Origin of the sequence: Enterococcus silesiacus, assembly GCF_001886225.1 — a bacterium.
Classification (GTDB): Bacteria; Bacillota; Bacilli; order Lactobacillales; family Enterococcaceae; genus Enterococcus_L; species Enterococcus_L silesiacus.
Genome location: NZ_JXLC01000004.1, coordinates 191,371 through 214,257, shown reverse-complemented (window position 1 = coordinate 214,257; position 22,887 = coordinate 191,371). Strand labels below are relative to the sequence as shown.

9 protein-coding genes are annotated in these 22,887 nt (G+C 33.4%); 7 read left to right on the top strand and 2 right to left on the bottom strand.

Annotated elements, in window-relative coordinates:
* The first annotated feature begins 367 nt into the window (after positions 1-367).
* The 5 genes from RV15_RS04530 (at position 368) to RV15_RS04510 (ending at position 4,424) form a co-directional block, all read left to right on the top strand.
* Positions 368-949 (top strand): TetR/AcrR family transcriptional regulator, encoded by a 582-nt coding sequence (locus RV15_RS04530; protein ID WP_071876856.1) that lies wholly within the window; start codon positions 368-370, stop codon positions 947-949.
* A gap of 142 nt (positions 950-1,091) precedes the next feature.
* Entirely contained in the window at positions 1,092-2,183 is a 1,092-nt protein-coding gene (locus RV15_RS04525; protein ID WP_071876855.1) for an ABC transporter permease, read from the top strand.
* 4 nt (positions 2,184-2,187) lie between these two features.
* Positions 2,188-2,859, top strand: a complete 672-nt coding sequence (locus RV15_RS04520) for an ABC transporter ATP-binding protein (RefSeq protein ID WP_071876854.1) — start codon at positions 2,188-2,190, stop codon at positions 2,857-2,859.
* Positions 2,860-3,035: 176 nt separating this feature from the next.
* Positions 3,036-3,326, top strand: a complete 291-nt coding sequence (locus RV15_RS04515) for a hypothetical protein (protein WP_071876853.1) — start codon at positions 3,036-3,038, stop codon at positions 3,324-3,326.
* Between the two features lie 120 nt (positions 3,327-3,446).
* Positions 3,447-4,424, top strand: coding sequence for a tetratricopeptide repeat protein (locus tag RV15_RS04510; RefSeq protein WP_245791241.1), 978 nt, complete (start codon positions 3,447-3,449; stop codon positions 4,422-4,424).
* Between the two features lie 116 nt (positions 4,425-4,540).
* Here RV15_RS04510 and RV15_RS19150 read toward each other — a convergent pair whose 3' ends face one another.
* Positions 4,541-4,633, bottom strand: a complete 93-nt coding sequence (locus RV15_RS19150) for an IS3 family transposase (protein WP_083429100.1) — start codon at positions 4,631-4,633, stop codon at positions 4,541-4,543.
* 452 nt (positions 4,634-5,085) lie between these two features.
* Positions 5,086-5,376, bottom strand: coding sequence for an IS3 family transposase (locus RV15_RS18510; protein WP_083429099.1), 291 nt, complete (start codon positions 5,374-5,376; stop codon positions 5,086-5,088).
* Between the two features lie 782 nt (positions 5,377-6,158).
* Between RV15_RS18510 and RV15_RS04500 the strand changes: the two genes are divergently transcribed.
* Together RV15_RS04500 and RV15_RS04495 are read left to right on the top strand one after the other, a co-directional pair.
* A complete protein-coding gene (locus RV15_RS04500; protein WP_071876852.1) occupies positions 6,159-6,650 on the top strand; it encodes a DUF6790 family protein in 492 nt (163 codons plus the stop codon).
* A 50-nt stretch (positions 6,651-6,700) separates the two neighbouring features.
* Positions 6,701-22,876 (top strand): hybrid non-ribosomal peptide synthetase/type I polyketide synthase, encoded by a 16,176-nt coding sequence (locus RV15_RS04495; RefSeq protein WP_071876851.1) that lies wholly within the window; start codon positions 6,701-6,703, stop codon positions 22,874-22,876.
* Positions 22,877-22,887 lie beyond the last annotated feature (11 nt).

Here is a 22,887-nt window from a genome sequence, read left to right as displayed (position 1 = left end):
CTTAAATGTGTGAATTTTCCTTGTTGGTTTATTGAATATGCTTAAAATAAAGTAATTGATTCTATTGTTTTAAGACCAGTTATCATTTAAACACAGCTCTTTCAGAAAGTATGTAAAAGGTAGGTTAAATGTTTGTTTCAAGAGTTACAAAAAAGGTTCTTTTATTTCAAATCATCAGCTAGCTGTAATACAAGGGCAATTAGATTTCAATAACGTTTGTTTTTGAAACTTAATTGATGTTTTTAAGAGCACATAAAAAAATAGTAAAAATCAGAATCAAGCTACAATCCTTTTTTTATTCACTATCTTTTTTCTTGATTATGATTTAAAATAGTTCATACAATGAATATGTGAGGAGGGCGAAACCATGAAAAAGGAAAAAGTATTTGAAGTGACGCATCAATCGATCTTAGAAACAGCAAAAGAGCTTTTTTTAACAAATGGATATCGGAATACGTCCACTCGTGATATTGCAAAAGCTGCGAAGATTACACAGCCAGCATTATATTATCATTTTTCTAATAAAGAAGTTTTGTTTATCGAAATTAATAAGCAAATCGGCAGTCAGTTGAAAGAGGCAATAGAACAAATACAGCAAGAACCGGATTCGCTTGAAAACCAATTAGTCAAATGTACCCATGCATTATTGAATGTTTACCATAGAGATATTTTTTCGTTTATTCATCAAAGCGCCGCTGAAATGGAACAAGAAAATAAGCAACAGCTGTTTTATATACTGAATGATTACTACTTGAAACCACTACAAGCTTTATTTGAATCAAATCAAAATCCCTTAGGTATTGGTGTTTCTTCACAAAGAGCAGCCCAGTTTTATCTTATGAGTTTGTCCTTATTATTTTCAACGATTCATCAACTTTCCACAGAAAAAGAGCGTTCAGAACAAATCTCGGAGCTGATGAATATGGTTTTACATGGTGTTTTAGCTTAAAGAATTAACTGTTTTTTATCATGTGATAAAAAAACGTTGTTTAATTCTTTTTTTTATGATACTATTTTTATCAAGTGATAAAAAGTGTGCAGATCTTTTTTTGAGCATTTTTTTATCAAACGATAAAAAAGAGGTGGAATCAATGTTTTTAGGATTAGAAGAGATGAAGTTTTTTAAACTTAGATACACGTTAGTGATCGGTGTGATCGTCTTAGTTGCTTATGTGGCATTTATGTTATCAGGGCTAGCTAATGGTCTGGCTCAAGGCGTAAGACAAGGCGTTGACAAATGGAATGCGACAAGTATTGTGTTGTCGGAAGATGCCAATAAAAGTTTGAATGCTTCAAGTTTGGTGATGGATGATTTAAATCAGGTTGAAGCCAAACAAAAGGAGCCACTTGGACAATATGCCGGTGCATTAAATAAAGTTGGCCAAAATAAAGATAGCGATAAAATCAATATTTCTCTTTTTGGTGTGAAGGAAGATAGTTCAATTAAACCTGAATTAATTGAAGGACGTTATTTTAAAGCGTCGGGAGAAATCATCATTCCTCAAAATTTAGTAGATAAAGGCATTAAATTAGGCGATTCGGTGAAGATCGGTAAGCTTGATGAAGAGTTGAAAGTGGTCGGGATCACGAAACAAAACAGCTTTAGTATTGTGCCGCTGATTTATACATCAATTGATCAATGGCAAGAACTTAAGTTTGGTAAAATCATTGAAGGAAAACAAGCCCCAATCAATGGCATTGTCGTTCGTTCTACGAAGACCGACAGTATCAAATTGACAGATCAGGATGATCACTTAGCAAAATATGGAATCGAAGCATTTATCCAAAAATTACCAGGATACAGTGAACAAAATCTTACGCTAAATGCTATGATCTATTTCTTATTTGTGATCACAGCAGCGATTATTGGGATTTTTATCTACGTGATGACCTTACAAAAAACAAGTCTGTTTGGTGTAATGAAAGCCCAAGGTATATCTAATGGCTATATCATCAAATCAATCATAGCTCAAACCTTTATTTTAGGCGTGATAGGGGTGTTGATCGGTGTGGTCTTGACCTTGCTGACAAACCTTGTGTTGCCATCAGCTATGCCGTTTGAATTAGATAGCATGAATTTATTGATTTACAGTCTAGTATTGATTGTGGTTGCTGTTTTAGGCGGTGTTTTTTCGATTCGTACAGTGACTCATGTTGATCCAATGAAAGCAATAGGAGGGTAAGAAAATGACTGATATTTTAGTGATGGATGGTATTCGTAAAACTTTTGGTAAAGGCCATGGGGAAGTCGAAGCATTAAAAGGCATCGATTTAAAAGTTAAAGCTGGTGAGTTTGTCAGTATTATTGGCCCTTCTGGCTCAGGTAAAAGTACCTTTTTAACGATCGCAGGTGGGCTCCAAACACCAACTTCTGGAAAAATTATGATCAATGGCAAGGATTTTACCCATTTAAACGAAAAGAAACGTTCAAGATTACGCTTTGAAGAAATTGGGTTTATTTTACAAGCCTCTAATCTGATCCCATTCTTAACAGTAGAAAAGCAATTTACTTTAGTAGATAAAATTGAAAAGAAAAAAACAGAGAGTCAGCGTATCAACGAATTATTAGCTTCTTTAGATATAGCTGATCTACTCCATAAATTTCCAAGAGATTTATCTGGTGGTGAACGCCAACGAGTAGCAATTGCACGTGCTTTATTTAATGAACCAAGCTTGATTTTAGCTGATGAACCAACTGCAAGTCTGGATACTGAACATGCATATGAAGTGGTAAAAATTTTAGCAAAAGAAGCGCATGAAAAACAAAAAGCAACGATCATGGTCACTCATGATCCAAGAATGATTGAGTGGAGTGACAATGTTTACCGTATTGAAGATGGTGAATTAACAAAAGCATAATAAAAAGAAAGGAAATAAACAAAAAAGTTTATTTCCTTTCTTTTTAATTTTAAGTGTTATAAAAATCGATTTTAGGTTATGATGAGAGTGGGGAAAAGTAAAGGGTTGACTCAGTGTTTATCTGAATAGTTGGAAAAGAAAACAAAAGATTGAACAGTAGAAAGTGAGGCAGTACAATGGATAATCGAGTAGAAGTAATGACCTTTTCACAATTGAAGAGACTTGTAGAAGAGCTAGCAGTAAATGACGTAATCAATGATCAGACAAAAGTATTTATTGATACTGGATGGGACAGTGTTCAAGAAGTTGAACCACATGCTTTTCATGTCGAAGAAGTTGTAGAATTCAAAGTACAAGATGAGTTGACAAAAGAATTCTATGTTGGCTATACATTACTAGAAAAGGCAGAACGAATGAAAACTGAGGGATCAACTGAAGCAGCAGTCATCATTAGAAATCTATATTAAAAATTAATATAATATATTTTAAGTAACGATATTTCCTTTTTAAAGTGTACACACTATTTCTTTTCTGCTATCATTTATACAAATAAATGTTTATCAGGAGGAGTAATCATTAGGAAGGTGGTGTTTCTTTTGACAAATAAAATTCCATTTCCAAAGAACTATGAACGATTTATTGAGTTGGGACAAGAAGCGCTGAAACAGAATAATCTGATTGAAGCTGTAGGGTATTATGAACAGGCCTATGCGATTCGGCAAGATTTTCCTTTGAATGTGGTACTGGTAAATACGTATTTAGAAACAGGCGAAAATGAGCAAGCACTATCTTTAGCTTCAGAAATGAAAGAAAAATATTTTGCTTACTTAGATTATTTGGAGCTTTATATACAAATTTTAATCCAAAATCATCTATTCATCCAAGCACATAGCATTATTAATGAACGAATTTTGATGGAGCAAAGTGGAGAAATGAGAAAATTGATTTCTTTGAAGAAAAAGATCCGTCACGTTGAACTGATGTATCAGCAATTTGAAGTTGGGAAAATTAAAGAGTTAAAAGAGGAATTAAATCATTTAAATCAGCATAATTACTATGAACAATTGGCAATCGTAAAAAAAGCTGGTCAGCTGCCACAAGATGAATTTCTTGTGATTGGAAAAAAGATTCTGCTAGATGAGCAGGTACATAATTTGGTTCGATCATGGATACTTGAAGAACTTGTCAGCCTCCATGTCAAAGAAGAAGTTGAATTTTTGTGGAGGGACAATCAAAAATACATGGTTGTTCCAGCAACTGTAGGCGGACCGCTAGATTGCGCTGCTTATCAAAGAATCCTGCTTTTTTTAGAAAAAGAACTGATCAATGATAACCCTATTTTGTTGGTAGATATCATGGAAGAAATTCGGTTACATTTTGCGTTGCTGTATCCTTTAGCAGATAAAATTATTGAAAATCCCAAGCTGTGGGCTGTAAGCTATATCATTTCATACAATCATTCTATTGCTCAAAAGTATCAAGTCGATGAAGATAGCTTAGAGATTGAAAAAATTCAGCAACTTCAAAGTAAGATTCGTTTTGAACTGGAAACGATGGTTTTATAGAATTAAAACGCGGTCAAGATAAAAGGAATCAGTATATCTCGGAAACCTTCAAATCTAAGAACTATCAAAGCAGAGGTTTGGATGTGATGATGTGAACCTTGAAAGTTGTACGTAGATCAACCTGCCATTTGGCTGGTATGAAGCCGGTATTGAACCGGACTCATACCAGTCAATTTTGTATTTATCCGATGATGATTGTAATAATCAATCTAATATGTAACTGCTCGTTTTAATTTTTCGAAGCTAAAAAAACGACGACCGTAATACGTTGCTTGTTTCATTAGACCAAAGGAATTTTTTATTAATGCATTGTCCAAACCGTTGCCTTTTCTTGATATACTCTAGTATAACTTTGCTTGCTTCAATTGTCTGACATACTGTTTATTTTGATAATGCCACCCTTGATCGGAATGGCTGGTTGTTCGAAAGTTGTTCTTCTTCCTTTTTTTAATAGCCGTTTTTAAAGGAATTAATACACAATCCAGCGTTGTCTTTTGTTTGAATCAATAGACCATGACATCTCCATTAAAACTATCAAGAAAAGGGCTGAGATAGGCTTTTTTTGATAGTTTAATTCCTTCAAAATTTCGTTTAGTTTAGTGGAATTCTGAAATATCTGTAAAGATTTTTTGTTTTGGAATCGAGCTTAAAAAGCGGTGATTTACCTTATTTTAGCCAAGGTTCCCACTAAACCTTTGTAGGATCTATAACTTCTTGATCGGTGCGTCAATCTTGTACATACCAAGTTATATTTCTTCATAATTTGTCGGATTTTCTTATGATTGATTTGATAGCCTCTATTCACTAAAGTCAGATTGATTCGACGATAGCCATGATTGGGATCATTCTCTTCAAAAATTATTTGAATCAGTCCTTCTATGTGAAGCACTTTTTCTTTGCTTACTAACTGTTTTTTCCAATTATTAAAGGTAGAACGTGCTAGCTCAATCATTTGTAATACACGATTTTGGCGATACTTTCCAATCAGTTCTATGGTTATTCTGTTTTAGGCTCGTTTTTTCGCTTCATCATAATAGTCTGTTGGAAAGTCCGTTAGGGACTCTTTTACAATTTTTAGTTTGAATTCTATCTCATAATAATTTGTAAAAAATATCCCCCAAAAATTGTATTTTTACGCAAAATTTTTTGAGATCATATCGTGATTCGTAGAGTGATGTCTCAATCTCATTATGTATTATCGAGTCACTAGGTTCTTCTAGAATTCACAGCAATTTAACACAATGTGATCGAAGCGTAGTAGTAGCTTCGATCACATTATTTATTTGAATTCCTTGATGTTGAGATGTGACTCATAGAGTTATGTCCTAGCATTTTTTTTGTGAAAATCGATTGTGCATTTATTTTCCAGTCATGTAATTAATGAATATTAGAAAAAAAACAATATAATAAAAGAAATAAGAGCATATAATATTTTTAGAGTTTGATGAGATAAAAATTAATTTATCATGCGTATATTAATCTAGGAATAAAGTTCGTTTCCTATTTAAAAATGTTCATTTTAATTAATTCAGTATGTTTTTTACCAATAGTAATATAAATATAATTTTTAATTGACAAAAGATGCCTTTTTGTTTATATTTGAAATAAGAAACATATTAAAATTAAGTAAGAATACGATGTCTTGTTTTTTATCTTCTATTAGAGTTGAAATGTTGTTAGAGAATAACTGTGTATATTTTACAGTGGGAAAATAAAATATAGGGGGAAATAAAAATGTTTTTTTTAGTATTGTGGGTTTTGGGATTACTAACTGCTGGCGGACAACTTTTTATGGGAGGGATTACAAATTTCTCTTTGTCTGAAATTTGCAATGTATTATTATTACATCAGTTTGTTGTAACCTTTGGATTTGTTGGGGTAATTGGTTTAGTTGTGAATATTATTCGTGCGGATCAGACGGCTGAAATGCTTGGTTGGCCAGGAGGCTTGTTTCAAATTAAATATGGATTTTCTCAAATTGGTTTAGGTATTATGGGCGTGATGGCTATTTGGTTTAAAGGGAATTTTTGGGTAGGCACACTAGTTACTATGTATATTTATGGAATTAGTGGTTTGTGGTCGCACTGTGTTGTTTATAAAGAGAAAAAAGAAGAAACAGGGAAAAGTGACATAGATAGTATTGCCAATATAATTATGGATGTCGCTTATCAAACGTTTATTACAGTGTTGTCAATTTTAGCTGGCGGTATCTGGGTTTTTAATTAATTTTTGAATAAGACAAGTTGTTAATAAACAAGATATAGGAGAAGTGTGAAATGAAAAAAATTGAATTATCTGAAGTACAAAAGGGGATATATTTTGATTGTCAATTCTCTAACCCGATAGATTACAATATCTCTGCAATATTCTTAATTTCTGATTTAGATTTAAATGCTATGCAAACGGCATTAGATATAGTAGTTGCTGAACAGGAGATTTTAAGAGCTAAACTAAGAGTAGAGAATGACAGAATGTTCATGGAAATCGTCGAGACAAATGGTGAAAAGATTCAGCTCTTGAAACATGAAGAAAGCGTCTATTCCGAAGAGATAACACATCATGTGAAAAAAATTACGAACGACCCTTTCAGATTACAAGACTCCCCTTTATTTAGAGTTTCTATAATTGAAGGAAATGATGGCTACATTTGTATTATTTGTGTACACCATATCATTTCAGATGGAGTTTCTATGGGGATATTCCAGAAAAAATTAGTGACATACTATCAAAATATTTTAGATGGTACGGAATTCACTTTTGATGTTGATCAAGGGTATTCAGATTTTGTATTGAGTGAAAATGAATACTTGAAAAATGGAAAATACAATAAACATAAAAATTTTTGGCATGAAAAAACCAAGGGAATGACGCCAGTTGATATGTTAGCTGACTTCATTCAAGATAATCAGAATAATGGTGAATCTAATGAAAAGGCTTTCTCTATTTCTGATGAGCTATTCTATGCAGTACAAGAAAAAAGTAAAGAATTAGAAATAACAGTCTTTCAATTTTTCTTTGCTTGTTTTTATGTGTTGATTCACAAGTACACTAACCAAGAAAGAGTGACTCTTACAACTCCGTTTTCTCACAGACCTAGTTTTGATTTGTTAGAAACAATTGGTTGTTTTATCTATACTTTACCAATCTCAATATTGTTTGATAGGGATATCTCGTTTAGTGATTTATCTAAAGAATTATATGAAGAAATGTTATTATGCTATAAAAATACTGGTTATCCTAATAACTTAATTGCAAGAGATCAGAAAAGTAATATGGATGGCCCTTCGATTTTTGATTTTTCTTTTGTATATGATTTTTTTGATGAAGAAATAAACGGTTCTTGTAAAATTCAAAATCTATTTCCCAAAAATGTAACATTCCCAGGAACGATGATGGCTATTTTACATAATAGTGGAGAAACGAAAGAGATAAAGCTCCAATACAAAACTGATTATTTTAGTGATGAAACGATAGAGCTACTAGGAAGACGATTTTTGTATCTATTAGAAAGCATAGTGAACGATTGTGATCAGATTATTTCTGAGATAAGTATCTTACAACCCAGTGAAGAAAATTCTATTTTAAAGATGGTAGAATCCTCTCCTGAGACAATAAATGAGTACTCTGATATGAAAGAAGTCATAGAAAAACGCTTGGCGGAAAATCCTCAAAGTATTGCATTGATTGGTAAAAACTATAAATATACTTGCAAAGAAATAAATGATAAAGCGAACTTTCTTGCGAAAAAAATAGTAAAACAAACGAATGGTGGGAAAGAGACTATTGCTATTCAAGCCAGACGATCCCCGGAATTGGTTATAGCTGTGTTTGCAGTGATTAAAGCGGGGTGTAGTTATTTACCGATAGATATCGATTATCCAGAAGACAGAAAAGCATTTATTTTTAAAGACAGTGATGTTCGATTTTTATTAAATGGGGAAAAACTACCCTACCCTAAAGTTGATAAGGTAGAGGTTTATGAAATACCGTTGATAGGTGATATGGGCGAGACAGAAAATTTAGATATTACTAGGAAAGAAACAGATTTACTCTATGTTGAATATACATCCGGATCAACTGGACAACCGAAAGGTGTTTTGATTGAAGATCATAGTGCAATCAATGTTTTAGAAGCATTAGATGGCAAATTTCCTATGGAAAAAGAAGATGTTTACTGTTTTAAAACGGCTTTTTCATTTGATATTTCAGGGACAGAACTATATGGGTGGATCATTGGTAAAGGTGCTTTATTTATTTTAGAAGAAGGTGCCGAAAAAGATTCTGCGATTATATTAAATTCAATTAAGGAATATAATATCACGCACATTAATTTTGTACCATCTATGTTTCGGCTTTTTTTAGAGAATGTGTCATCAAGTAATAAGAAGCTTTTGAATTCGTTAAAATGGATTTTTTTAGGAGGAGAAGCTGTTACGCATGAAGTTATCGAGCAGTTTCTTTTATTGGATACCAGTATAAAACTAGAAAATGTCTACGGACCAACGGAATCTACTATGTGGGTCGCACATCAATCTTTACGTGAAAAAGTAAGAAGTGCTTATATTCCAATCGGCAAACCGCTAAATCAAACAAGATTATATATTTTAAATACTAAACAAGAGCTTCAACCAATTGGTATACCAGGCGAACTTTGTATTGCGGGTACTCAAGTGGCTCGAGGATATAAAAAGCATGATGTATTGAATCAAAAATTATTTATTGATAATCCTTATTATGATAATGATGATGAGGAAAGCTATAGAAAAATGTACCGTACGGGTGATAAAGCTCGTATGTTAGCTGATGGCTCTATTGAATATATCAATAGAATGGATCAGCAAGTGAAAATCGGTGGAGTTAGAATTGAATTAGGTGAGATTGAAAACACGCTTGAAAAGATCGAGGGAATTATCCAAGCGGTGGTTATTGTTAAGAGTGACAACACTTTAGTGGAAAAATTATGTGCTTACTATTTGGGAGAAGAGTTGGATTTATTTTTCCTGAGAAAACAGCTAGGCGATCATTTACCGAGCTATATGATACCTGCTTTATTTATTCATGTTGCGGAGCTTCCATATAATAACAGTGGGAAAGTTGATCGGAAATACCTTGAAACATTAAATATTGATCAGAAAAAAAATCAAGCTATAAAAGAGATGCCCAAAAAGGAATTAGAAAAACTGATATTTAAATCGTGGGAAGAAGTCTTGGGTTTCTCTTCTTTTGGTATTGATGATAATTTCGTGCATATCGGTGGACATTCTTTGGCATTGATTCAGGTGCACAACAAACTAAAAAAGCAATTACAAATTGAATTTCCAATCACTGACTTATTAGAAATGCCGACGATTCGTCTATTAGCAGAAAAATTGAATAGTGGTGAAGCTTCAGCAATCAGTAATAGAAAGTCCTTTTTTAGTCAAAAAAAATTTCCACAATCATCTGATATTGCAATTATAGGGTTGTCTGTGAATGTTCCAGGTTCAGAAACTATCATAGATTTTTGGAAAAACCTAGTAGAAGAAAAAGAATCGCTCCATTTTTACACAAATGATGAACTTCGGGAGTTAGGTATTGATGAGACTTTAATTAATAATCCGGATTATGTGAAAAGCAAAGGACGTATTAATAACTTAGACACCTTTGATTCAGAATTTTTTGATTATTCACCGTCTGAAGTACAAAAAATGTCACCTCAGTTAAGAATTTTATATAAAGGTGCTTGGGAAGCTTTTGAAGATGCAGGTCATATTCCTCAACATAAAACATCTAAGACGGGAATATTCATTGGCGGTTCCGATGACTTTGAGTGGTATAAGACGCTAGTTAATTCAAAAGAAAACTTTGGAAATATTTATGAACGATTTACTTTGAGTACTAACCATTTTTTTGCAACCAGATTGGCTTATAAATTTAATATTACTGGTCCTGTATTTTCAGCGTTAACTGGTTGCTCAACTACACTGGTCACTACGCATTTAGCTTGTCAATCTTTAATTTTAGGAGAATGTGATGTTGCCTTAGCAGGAGGCATTACGGTTGAGTTGCCAAATGAAGGTGGATATCTTTACAAAAAAGGAATGATGTTTTCACCAGATGGACACTGTCGTCCTTTCGATCAAAAAGCTGAAGGTACTGTTTTTTCAAATGGAATGGGATTAGTTGTTTTGAAACGAGCAGATGAAGCCTATCAAGATGGAGATCATATCTACGCAGTAATAAAAGGTTCTGCAATCAATAATGACGGTAGTCAAAAAATTGGATTTACAGCTCCAAGCGTTAAGGGACAAGTAGAAGTGATTCAAGAAGCATATAAAAGAGCTGAAATCGATCCGGAAACAGTATCTTATGTTGAGGCACACGGAACTGGAACAGCGTTAGGTGATCCAATTGAAGTACAATCATTGACTGAAGCGTTCGCAAGTTCAAAAAAAGGCTTTTGTACGTTAGGTTCTGTGAAAGGGAATATTGGCCATACGGACACCGCAGCGGGAGTTGTTGGCTTGATTAAAGCAGCGATGGTCTTAAAGAAAAGATTTATTCCAGCGACGATCAACTACGAAGAAGCGAATCAAAAAATTCAATTTGAAACAACTCCTTTTCAAGTAAAATCAAAGGGATTTCGTGTTGAAACAGAAAGGTTAATGAGAGCTGGTATCAATTCTTTTGGAGTAGGAGGGACAAATGCTCATATGGTTCTAGAAGAAGCCTTGGACACCCAGCAAGTTGATGAAAGTCCAAACAACTTATTTGTTGTTTCTGGGAAAACAAAAGAAGCTGTAAGAAGAAATATTGATAATATTTTAAATTATACCGATCAGTCAATTTCAAAAATAAACTTGTCCCATGCTGCTTGGACACTTCAAAAAGGTAGATTGGCTTTCCCTTACAGATATTCTTTTGTTATCAATCGGGAAAATTTTAATTTAGAGGAATTACTGAAAAAAGCAGTAGATGTGCAAATTACACAGTGTAGTCAGAAAGAAAAGCTATATTTTATGTTTTCTGGTCAAGGAAGTCAGTATCAAGGAATGTTAAGAGAGCTTTTTGAAAATTCTTCTAGATCGACATTAGGAGCAGTTTACCAATCGTTAGTATTGGAATGCTTTTCTTTTTTGGAAAAGGAAGAAGCTGAATCTATTCAAGAAATCATTTTTGGAACAGAAGAACCAGAAAAAATCAATCAGACAGAATACACTCAATTGGCTTTATTTATTACGGAGTATAGCTTGGCAAAACTTTTGATGACTTTAGGAATACAGCCAAAAATACTAGTGGGACACAGTATAGGAGAATTAGTTGCAGCTACAATTGCAGAAGTTTGGACCTTGGAAGATGGTATTAAGATTATAAAAAAACGTGGAGAAGTAATGCAAAAACAGCAAGAGGGCTCCATGCTAGCAGTTATGGCTAACTATCAAAAATTCCAACATCTCCTTCCTGAAAATTGTTATCTTTCGTTGAGAAATACAACGGATAAGTGTGTTGTTGGGGGGCCAAAAGCGGCAATTGAACAGTTAAAAGACACGTTGTCAAATATTGGAATAACTGTAAGTGTTTTAAAAACGTCTCATGCTTTTCACACTCCTATGATGCAAAAAGCTAGCGAAGAGTTTGATTTATTCATTAAAGAAATCGTGTTAAATGAACCAAAGATTCCCATAGTCTCTAACCTTTCTGGTGATTATGTAAAGCATGGAGAAATGACGAATTCTTCTTACTGGAGTAAGCATATTACACAGACTGTCTATTTTGAGCAGTCATTAACACAGATTTTAAGTGATGCTGAAGGTGTTTATATAGAGATTGGGCCTGGAAATACGCTATCTTCATTTTTAAGACAACATGAACAACAACAACAACAAGTTATTACAAACTTAGTGAGGCATCCAAAAGAAAATAAGAGAGATGAGGTCTTTCTTCTAGAAAAAATTGGATACTTATGGAGAAATGGCGTAGAAATCGACTGGGATGGACTTTCTGAGTATGAAAATAGAAGGAAAATATCCTTACCAACATATTCTTTTGAAAAATCAGAATATCCTATTACACTATCTAAACACCAAGTGACTTTGTCAACACAAGAAGCACAAAAGAAAACAACGACGACCAGTATTTTGACGAATAACCTTACGGATCTTCTTATTGAAAGTTATCAAATTGTTTTTGGATTCAAAGAACTATCTAAGCACGATGATTTCTTTGAGTTAGGTGGAGATTCTTTAAAAGCGGCAAGTCTAGCCTCTATAGTTGAGGACGAATATGGAATAAAACTTGAGATATCAGATATTTTTGATCATCCAAAAATTGAAAAATTAGCTCAATTTTTAGAAAATAATTCCTCATCTGCTCAGGATTGTTCGGTGATAGAAGCAACGCAAAATTTACCGTACTATACTTTGTCGACAGCCCAAAAAAGAATGTTTATGCTTCAAATGCTAGAAAAAGATACAACTTCATATAACCTATCATCAGCTACATTTATCTATGGAAATCTGGATCATGAAAAAGTAAATAAGGTTATTGCAGAGCTAATAAACCGCCATAGTATTTTAAAAACATCTTTTGAGATCAATGGCAGTTCAATTGTTCAGAAAGTAGCAACAAATGTATATACTCCATTTGTTTATCAAGATAATAGCCATCAAAATTTGTCAATTCAAGAAATGAATGAAAAAGGTTATTTGAAACGAGAGATAGACCAGTTTGTTCAGCCTTTTCAATTAAAAGAAGCCCCTTTGTTAAGGGCTAAATTAATTCAAGTAAATGCTAAAGAACAAATTTTGCTATTTGATGTGCATCACATTGCAGCGGATGGAACATCAATGGAAATCATTGCAAAAGAGTTTAATCAGTTATATTTGGGAATACCACTTGAACAAGGTCTGCAGTACAAAGATTATGCTGTATGGGAAAAAGAAAATTTAATATCTGAAGAATTACAGAAACAAAAACACTTTTGGCTAAAACAATTAGAGGGAGATATTCCCGTTTTACAAATGCCTTTAGATTATGTAAGACCAGAAAAAAACACCTTTGGCGGCAATAGGTTTTATTTTATGATCAATCCAACACTGAGCGCTCAAATAAAAGAGTTTTCACAAAAAAATGGTGTGACGTTATATATTACTATGTTATGTGCTTGGTTTATATTGCTAGCTAAATACTCAGGACAAAAAGAACTAATTGTTGGCTCTCCTGTTTCAGGACGCTCGCAAAAGGATACTCGTAATATAGTGGGTATGTTTATAAATATGCTGCCGATAAAAGCGTCGATTGACTCAAATTTATCTTCTTTAGAAATGATTAACCAAGTAAAAGAGCGAGTTTTAAATGCTTTTCAAAATCAAGACTATCCTTTTGATCAACTAGTAGAAGATCTTAATATTCCTAGAACCTTAAATAGAAATGCCGTTTTTGACGTTTGTTTTGATTTTCAAAATATGGATAAGAATGAATTAAAAGCTGAGGGTGCTCGTTTTGTTTCATATGATATGCCAATTGAGACAACTTCTTATGATTTAGTCATGACCTGTCAGGAAAATATTGAACAAAACCAACTAGAAGGATTTGTTGATTATGCTACAGCACTATTTGCTGAATCTACTATTCTGGAAATGGTTGCCAACTATGAGTATATCTTAGAACAGATAGTTTCTTCTCCTAAAGCACCTATCGAAACTTTAAAACGTTTTAGCAACCCACATGAAGCCGGTATGAGCTCAATAAGTGCTATTTTTGAAAGTAAGGCTGCTAGAATCAAAGAAAAAGATGCGTTGATTTTGTCTAATGGGCGAAAAATCTCATACGAAGAGTTTAATAGCAAGGCAAATCAATTAGCGCGAAAATTGAGAATATCCGGAATAAGCCAAGGGGATATGGTTGGTTTAATAGTAGGACGGGATGAATACTTGATGATTGCAATGGTTGCAGTACTTAAATTAGGCGCAGCTTATGTTCCAATAGATCCATCTTTTCCCAGAGAACGTATCGAGTATATGATAGAACATAGTGAAACAAAGGTGATTATTAGTCGACGAGACATAATAGATGATCTAAAACTTGAAGTTGATTATTTAGATTATGAGCATGTAGAGACACTATCTGACTTTACTTGTGAAGCGGCTCAAAATCTATTAATTCAGGTATCGAACACCAGCCTTTGCTATGTGATTTACACTTCTGGAACTACAGGTAGACCAAAAGGTGTTATGGTTTCGCAGGCTTCCGTTTTGAATTTTATTCAAGATGTTGATGAGCAACATATTTTTGATAATGAAAACGACAAAGTATTTTCTCTAACAACTAACTCATTCGACATTTTTGGATTTGAATCGCTAGTTTCTCTATGTTTAGGCCATACGGTTTATATCGCATCAGAAGAAGAGCAGTTAGATGCACGTTTAGCTGGTGAGAAGATCTTGAAATATCAATTAACACATATTTTAAGTACGGTTTCTAGAATTAAAGCAATGGTTGAAAATAAGCATTTCCAACCTGCTCTGAAACAGTTGACGTGTATTTTGAGTGGTGGTGAAAACTATCCACTATCACTGATGCATTTTTTACAAGAGAGTACTCAAGCTAGAATTTTTAATATGTATGGACCTTCGGAGACAACTATTTGGTCAACTACAAAAGATCTTACTCATGCTACTCAAGTTACAATAGGCAAGCCAATCAAAAATACAGAAATTTTCATTTTGGATTCAGATAACAATAGTGTTGCGACTGGATTCTTTGGAGAGTTATGTATTAGCGGATCGGGCTTAGCTATAGGTTATAAAAATAACAAGGAAGAAAATGAGAAGCGATTTATAAGACTGAATGATAAAGCAAACACACGTATCTATAAAACTGGGGATCGTGCGCGGCTGTTAGAAAATGGAGAAATAGAGCTAGCAGGTCGATTAGATGAGCAAGTGAAAATCAGAGGATACCGAATTGAGCTAAGTGAGATCGAAAAACATCTTCAAGCGCATCCACTTATCAATCAAGTAGTCATTAAAGTCTTTGAAAATGATTTGGGCACAGAATATTTAGTCGCTTTTTATACAGTGAAAACAACTGATTTAGACGATTTAGACTTGAAATCTTGGTTAAAAAAATCTGTACCTGAATATATGTTGCCTGCAAAATATATCAACTTGAAAAAATTTCCTATATTACCTAATGGAAAAATTGATAAAAATCAACTAACTGTAAAATCTACAATGGAGAATCTAAATGAGTTAAATCAAGTTCATTCGCTAAAAGAAAGTGTCATAGAGCGAAGTCAGATGGAAAATAATATTCGAATTATTTGGAAAGAAGTATTGAATCTTGAAACGGTTGGTTTGGAAGACAACTTTTTTGATTCAGGAGGTAGTTCACTTGGCTTGATGCTTGTAAATAATCAGCTTGTTGAAAAACTTAATTTAAATACTTCTTTGTTGGATTTATTTGAGCATCCAACAATCAACTCATTGGTTAATTTTCTTTATAGTTCAGAGTTGCAGGAAGAAAAAATGTTGATAATAGAAGAAAAGAAAGCTGATAGTTTTGACAACTCGGATAAGAGAAAAGAAGATATTGCAATTATCGGTATGTCTGGACATTTTCCAAAAGGAGAAACTATTCAGGAATTTTGGGAACAGTTAGTAAAAGGTGAAGAGATGTTGCATCATTTTACAGATGAAGAATTAAATGAAACAGGTATCTCTCAAAAGATGTATAAACAGAGTAACTATATCAATGCGAAAGGTTATCTCAAAGGAACAGAGTATTTTGATTCCCAGTTTTTTGGTTATAGTGAAAAAGAAGCTCGATTGATGGATCCACAAATACGTATGTTACATGAAATCGTATGGCAAGCATTGGAATCTGCAGGCTATGATCCATTTCAGTATGAGGATAAAATTGGGCTGTTTTCTGGAAGTAGTACAAATGTTTCTTGGCTGTCTCAATTTTTTAAGGAACAACAAGATAGTATGTCAGGGTTTGAACTACTCACTTTGAATGACAAAGACTTTTTTACTACAAAAGTCTCTTATAAATTAAATTTAAAAGGTCCGAGCATGAATATCCAAACAGCTTGCTCAACCTCACTTGTAGCAATACATCAAGCAAAAGAGTCTTTGCTCCGTGGAGAGTGTGAAATCGCGATTGCAGGAGGCGTATCTATTACGTATCCGCAAAAAGAAGGTTATTTATGGCAGCCTGGGATGATTTTTTCTAGAGATGGACATTGTTGTCCATTTTCTGACAATGCGAGCGGCACTGTATCTGGAAATGGCGGCGGAGTGGTTGTTTTAAAACGATTGTCAGCAGCAGAAAAAGATGGCGACATGATTCACGCAGTGATTAAAGGCTCTGCAATTAATAATGATGGATTGCACAAAGTGGGGTATACGGCACCTAGTATTTCAGGGCAAAAGGAAGTTATCCAAACAGCTTTAGAGGATGCCAAGCTGAGCTCAGAACAAATAACTTATGTGGAAACACATGGTACAGGAACAGAGTTAGGGGATCCAATTGAATTTGAGGCGTTAAAACAAGCTTTTTCGACTTCAAAACGAAATTATTGTTCTTTAGGTGCAGTCAAAGCAAATATTGGACACTTGGATGCTGCAGCAGGCGTTGCAGGGTTTATTAAAACAGTTCTGGTATTGAAAAATAAAATTGTTCCGCCATTAATAAACTTTGAAAATGCAAATGAAAAAATCAGTTTCGAAGATAGTCCTTTTAAAGTGGATAAAACAAGTAGAAAGTTGAGCGATGTTGAGACAATTTATGCAGGAGTCAGCTCATTTGGAATAGGAGGAACGAATGTACACGTGGTAATTGGAAGTTATGATTCAAAAGAGAATGTGATGAATGAAGAAGAGAGAGAGTCAAAAGTTGAGTTGTTCACTTTTTCTGGAAAAACGCCGGATAATATGAAAGCAAACCAACAATCTTTGTTTAATTATTTAAATAAGAATAAACAAGTATCAATTACTCAAGTTGCACAGCAATTACAAAAGAAAGCTGCATTCAATTACCGAGGATTTCAAATAATAAATGAGCACAAAGGGAGGATTACAACTTCTGAATTTGAATCAGCAGAAAAGGAAGAGAATATATCAAAATTGAATATTGTCTTACTAGAAGGAACAGTTCCTTGGAAAGAAATTACTCAATTTTTTGAAGAACAAAAGGAAAAACCATTTGGAAAAGTTTATTCGCAAGCCTTTCAAGAAATAATTCAGATTCAGGAACAAGAGAAGATAGAAAAAACAAATCGCCTACTTTCTTGGGCAGTTCAATATGCATTTTGTAAAGCTCTTCAAAAGTTAGGAATTCAAGGAAAGTATCATGCTTTTTCACCTGCTATGAATAATTTATGTGATGTTTTAAAAGGAAATTTGACTCTAAAAGAGTCATTACTCAAACTGACGCAAGTAGAAGAAATAGGCAGTTTAACTGAATTAACTAGCAGTGAATTACCCCTAAATAGTTACTTCCTAGTTTTTGGGACAAAAGATGAATTTCTCTCATTGAGATTACCAAAAGAGGACGCTAAAAAGAGTTTAATTTTAAATGGAAATAAGAAATTCCAATCTATTTTTTACGAAATTATAGGAAATTTGTGGATGATGGGTTACCCGATGAATTTCCAGCAATTACATGCAAGTGTCATGAATAATATAGAACTGCCCACATATTCTTTTAGTAAGATTGCTTATCCTAATGATATTGTTTCATCTACTCATACAGAGTTTATTGAACAAAAAAGTATTGAAAGTAATAAGACAGATAGACCATTAACCGATATCTTACATGATACGTGGAAGGAAGTTCTAGGAATTAACGACTGCCATGCAAAAGATGATTTCTTTGAGTTAGGTGGACATTCATTAAGTGCAATCATGCTGTGTTCTAGAATCAATCAAGAAATGGCAATTGAGTTGACAGTGTCAGAAGTCTTTGATAATTCTGGATTTGAAGAGATGACAGCTTTTGTACAACAAAAATTAGATGGAGCAGCCGGCGCAGCTAAGGGGTTTGATCAAATAACCAAAGTTGAAGAGCAAATTTATTATGATGCAACTTATGCTCAAAAAAGAATGTACGCAGCACAAAAAGTGGAAGAAGAACGATTGGCCTACAATTTGGGTTCAGCTTATTACATCTATGGGGAGATAAAATTGGACCGTTTACAAGAAACTTTCCAACAGTTGGTTGATCGGCATGAGTCTTTCAGAACTAGTTTTGCTATTGTCGATGGGGATTTAAAACAATTTATAGCCCCTAATTTAACCGTTAAATTAACTCAGGAATATATTCTAGAATCTGATATTGACCAAAAAGTTTCTGAGTTAATTGTGCCGTTTAAATTATCAACTGCACCGCTAATCAGAATGAACTTACTAAGTATATCGGAACAAAAACATCTGTTAGTAATTGATATGCATCACATTATTTCTGATCAATCATCTATTCATGTATTGCTAAAAGAATTTCAATTACTATATCAAAATGAATCACTCGCACCACTAGAAATACAATACAAAGATTTCGCTGTATGGCAAAAAAACTATTTAGATAGCGAAAATTATAGAAAAGATTTGGCATATTGGAAAAAAGAGCTATCTGGAGAACTAGAATCATTAGCCATTCCGTTTGATTTTAGGAGAACTATTGAAACAGACAGAGTGGGAAAAAATTTATTATTTGATTTTTCAGAAGAATTAAATTTGGGAATAAACAAATTTTCTAAAGAGAACGGTTTTACTCCTTATATGATAATTTTTAGTACACTACAACTTTTATTTTGGAAGTATAGCAGTCAAGAAGATTTTGTTTTAGGAACAGCAGTTTCTGGAAGAAGTCAGCCAATCTTGGAAGCAGTGGTTGGAATGTTTGTAAATACATTAGCAATTCGTAGCAAAATCAACTCATCTGCAACCGTAAATGAACATATGGAAGAGACGAAAAAAACATTATTGCAGTCTTTTAAACATCAAGACTGTCAGTTTGATTTGCTAGTTGAGGAACTGAAACTCAGAAAAACTGGCATTAGAAATCCTTTATTTGATATCATGATAAATTATATTAATATGGGGACTGATGAACTAGAGCTAGAGTCGATGGTACTAGAGCCATATGAGTTCGATAGCGTTGATAGCAAATTTGATCTGACGCTTACAATTATTGAAAAGTCAGGCCATTTTACTTTTGAAGCTGAATACGATAGCTCTTTGTTTAAAGAAGAAGCGATTTTCTTATTAGGAAAACGTTTCATATATTTATTAGAGCAAATGATAAAAAATACTTCGACTAAGTTAAACGAACTGTCTATAACTACTCCAGAAGATACCCAATTAATCAAGAGGATAAATGAAACACAGACAAAGGCACCAATAAAAAGAGCGATTATCTCGTTGATTGAAGAGTGGGCTCATAAAACACCTGATAAAGTAGCTCTTAGATACAAGGATAGGCAAATTTTTTATGGTGAACTTAATGAGCGAGCCAATCAATTCGCAAGGTTGTTGTTAAGTAAAGGAGTTAAAAAAGGCGATCGTATAGGCATACTGATTGAACGAGGACCACTCCAAATTATAAGTATTTTGGGCATTATTAAACTAGGTGGCGTTTATGTTCCCATTGATGTTGATTTTCCAAGAGAACGTATCACTCATATGCTTAAGGATAGCCAAGCAATAATGTGTATTACAAACAGCACCCAGGCTTCCAGACTTTCTGAATTTTCTTCCAGCATAATTATAGATGATGAAAAGGTATTAGAGTCTTTTGGAAATGAACCATTAAAGGAGATTAGTTTATCTGGTGATGATGATCTCTATGTCATATATACTTCTGGTTCATCAGGCTTGCCTAAGGGAGTGCTTGTTCAAAATAGAAGTGTTGTTCGAGTCGTCCACGAGACAAATTATATCCAAATCGCATCGGAAGATGTCTTCTTACAACTTTCAAATTATGCTTTTGATGGCTCTGTTTTCGATATATTTGGTGCTTTGTCACATGGAGCAACGTTAGTTTTGATTGATCAAAAAGAAACACTAGACATTCAAAGGCTTTCTCAGGTAATTAAAGAAAATCAGGTCACAGAATTTTTTATGACTGCATCTTTGTTCAACATGTTTGTTGATTGGGAATTAGAGTCACTTCAGGGATTAAAATTTCTTTGTGTGGGTGGTGAAGCCCTTTCTGTAGATCATGTTAGAAGAGCACTAGATGTTTTAGATGATGAGAAATTAATCAATGGTTATGGTCCTACTGAAACGACAGTTTTTGCTTGTTGTCATAGAATTTCAACTGTTGAGGATAACCAAGAAATGATTCCAATTGGACGTCCTATTTCTAACACCAATTGCTATGTACTAGATTCGTTTAACAATATTTTACCTATGGGGATTGTTGGCGAATTATGTATTGGTGGTGTTGGTTTATCTTCCGGTTATTTGAATAGAGATGAACTTAGTAGGGAAAAATTTATTTCTATTGATGTTGATGGCGAGAAAATAAACGTATATAAAACTGGGGATTTAGCCTCATTTGATTCAAATGGTGTATTTAACTATCTAGGTAGAAATGATGAGCAAGTAAAAATCAGAGGATATAGAATCGAGTTAGGAGAAGTCGAAGCTAAACTTAGAATGATTGATGGCATAAGTGATGTACGGGTTGTAACTGAAATAGATGCATACGGCAGCACTAAACTAATTGCTTACTATATTGTTCAACCATCAATTCAAATAGAAAAAGAAACCATGATCTCCCTACTGAAAAAAACACTTCCGTATTATATGATTCCTTCTGATTTTATTCGATTGGCATCATTTCCATTAACGCATAATGGAAAATTAGATAAGCAGAAAATTAAACAATCAAAAAGTATTTCAAGTGAACATACTCTAGAGCTTGTTGACAATTTAGTCTTCAAGGAGGAGCTAGGCACCTCAAATAATCATGAGATAAAAAAAGAATTAGTCTTAAGATTAATGAGGAAAGTTTTAGACTATCCTGAATTAACTGAGACAGATGATTTCTTTGAATGCGGTGGAGAATCAATCAAAGCAATCTCATTGTCACAAGAACTTAAAAACAGTGGTTATCCAGTAAAGGTAAATGAAATATTCCAGTACTCTACAGTTAAGGATCTCCTAAAACTCCCTTGTTTTTTAGAGGAGAATAAATCAAAATTGCAGAATCTACCAGAGGAAAACACGAAGACTAGGACCAGCGAAGAAATAAAAAAAATAGATTGGAATAATCTAGATATACAAATGATCCAATTAGAATCGGCGATATCTACTCAAAAAACAGTAGAAGAGTTTTCTCTTTCAGCTTGTCAACAGCTACATCTGAATCGTGGATATCAAGAAAGTGGTTTTATCTATGATTATTATGGAGACAAAACCATTGAAGAATTACAAGATGTTATTTGGCAGATTGTGGAATCTCAACAATTATTAAAAAGCAGATTAATAGAAGAAAAGAGAATGTGGCAAGAAGTTGACATAAAAACATTGAAAAACTTATTTATGGTAAGTATTCCAGTGATTGATCTTTCAGTGCTTAGCACCAAGGATAAAGAATATGAAGGTCGTTACACAGCTTCTAAAATAATGCGAACTCCTTATAGAAAAAAAGGATTTTTATGGCGGTGTCTGATCCTAAAACTTTCATCTTCACATTATCAAGTCATATGGGGATTGCATCATTTGATTTTTGATGGTATGAGCTTGGAGATTTTGAAAAGCCAATTGGATACGTATTTAATGGATAGGTCAGTAGAACTAAAAAATCCGACAAAGTATAGTGCGTATGTTCAAAAATTAAGTGAACTACCCAAAATAACTAACGAAAAGCAGGTAAATGACACATTCTTATTAGAAGAATGGGGAGAAGAAACATTAAATGTCGTGAAACAGGTAAATGACTCGTTAAAACAATTGAAAATTCGAGTACCTTTGTTAGAACTAAGTGACGATTTTTTCAATGAAGCGTTAGAACTGATTAAGTCAAATCTCAAACCAGTATTTAACAAGCTGAATGTGGAAAAACTTCCAATGGGTTTGCTTCAATATGGTAGAGAAATTGAAGAATCGCGTTATTTTGATTGTGTAGGTGAATTTTTGGATATTGTCCCTATTTTTTTAGAAAGAAAAGATAGTCAAAATAATGGAATCAAAGAAAAATTAATATGGATTAAAAAGCATCCAATTCATTTTCTAACTTTGTTTTTTGCAAAGGAAAGTATCAATCAGCAGCTAAAACAGGTCTTTGAGGAGATGCCATTACCAATAATATTGTTAAACTTTCAAGGCTATGTTAGCTCTGATGAAAAAAAAGCATATCAAAGTTTTAGTGAAGAAGATGAGTTACATGAAAATAATCTGATTGCTAAACTAATAATCACGGTTAATTTTGATGAGGAGTATTTGTATATAGAAAGTCAGTAAAAAAGGAGAAA

What these genes read in the sequence shown, in the direction of transcription:
- RV15_RS04530 (WP_071876856.1), top strand. Translation starts at nt 368, where the DNA reads ATGAAAAAGGAAAAAGTATTTGAAGTGACGCATCAATCGATCTTAGAA.
- RV15_RS04525 (WP_071876855.1), top strand. Translation starts at nt 1,092, where the DNA reads ATGTTTTTAGGATTAGAAGAGATGAAGTTTTTTAAACTTAGATACACG.
- RV15_RS04520 (WP_071876854.1), top strand. Translation starts at nt 2,188, where the DNA reads ATGACTGATATTTTAGTGATGGATGGTATTCGTAAAACTTTTGGTAAA.
- RV15_RS04515 (WP_071876853.1), top strand. Translation starts at nt 3,036, where the DNA reads ATGGATAATCGAGTAGAAGTAATGACCTTTTCACAATTGAAGAGACTT.
- RV15_RS18510 (WP_083429099.1), bottom strand. Translation starts at nt 5,376, where the DNA reads ATGATTGAGCTAGCACGTTCTACCTTTAATAATTGGAAAAAACAGTTA.
- RV15_RS04500 (WP_071876852.1), top strand. Translation starts at nt 6,159, where the DNA reads ATGTTTTTTTTAGTATTGTGGGTTTTGGGATTACTAACTGCTGGCGGA.
- RV15_RS04495 (WP_071876851.1), top strand. Translation starts at nt 6,701, where the DNA reads ATGAAAAAAATTGAATTATCTGAAGTACAAAAGGGGATATATTTTGAT.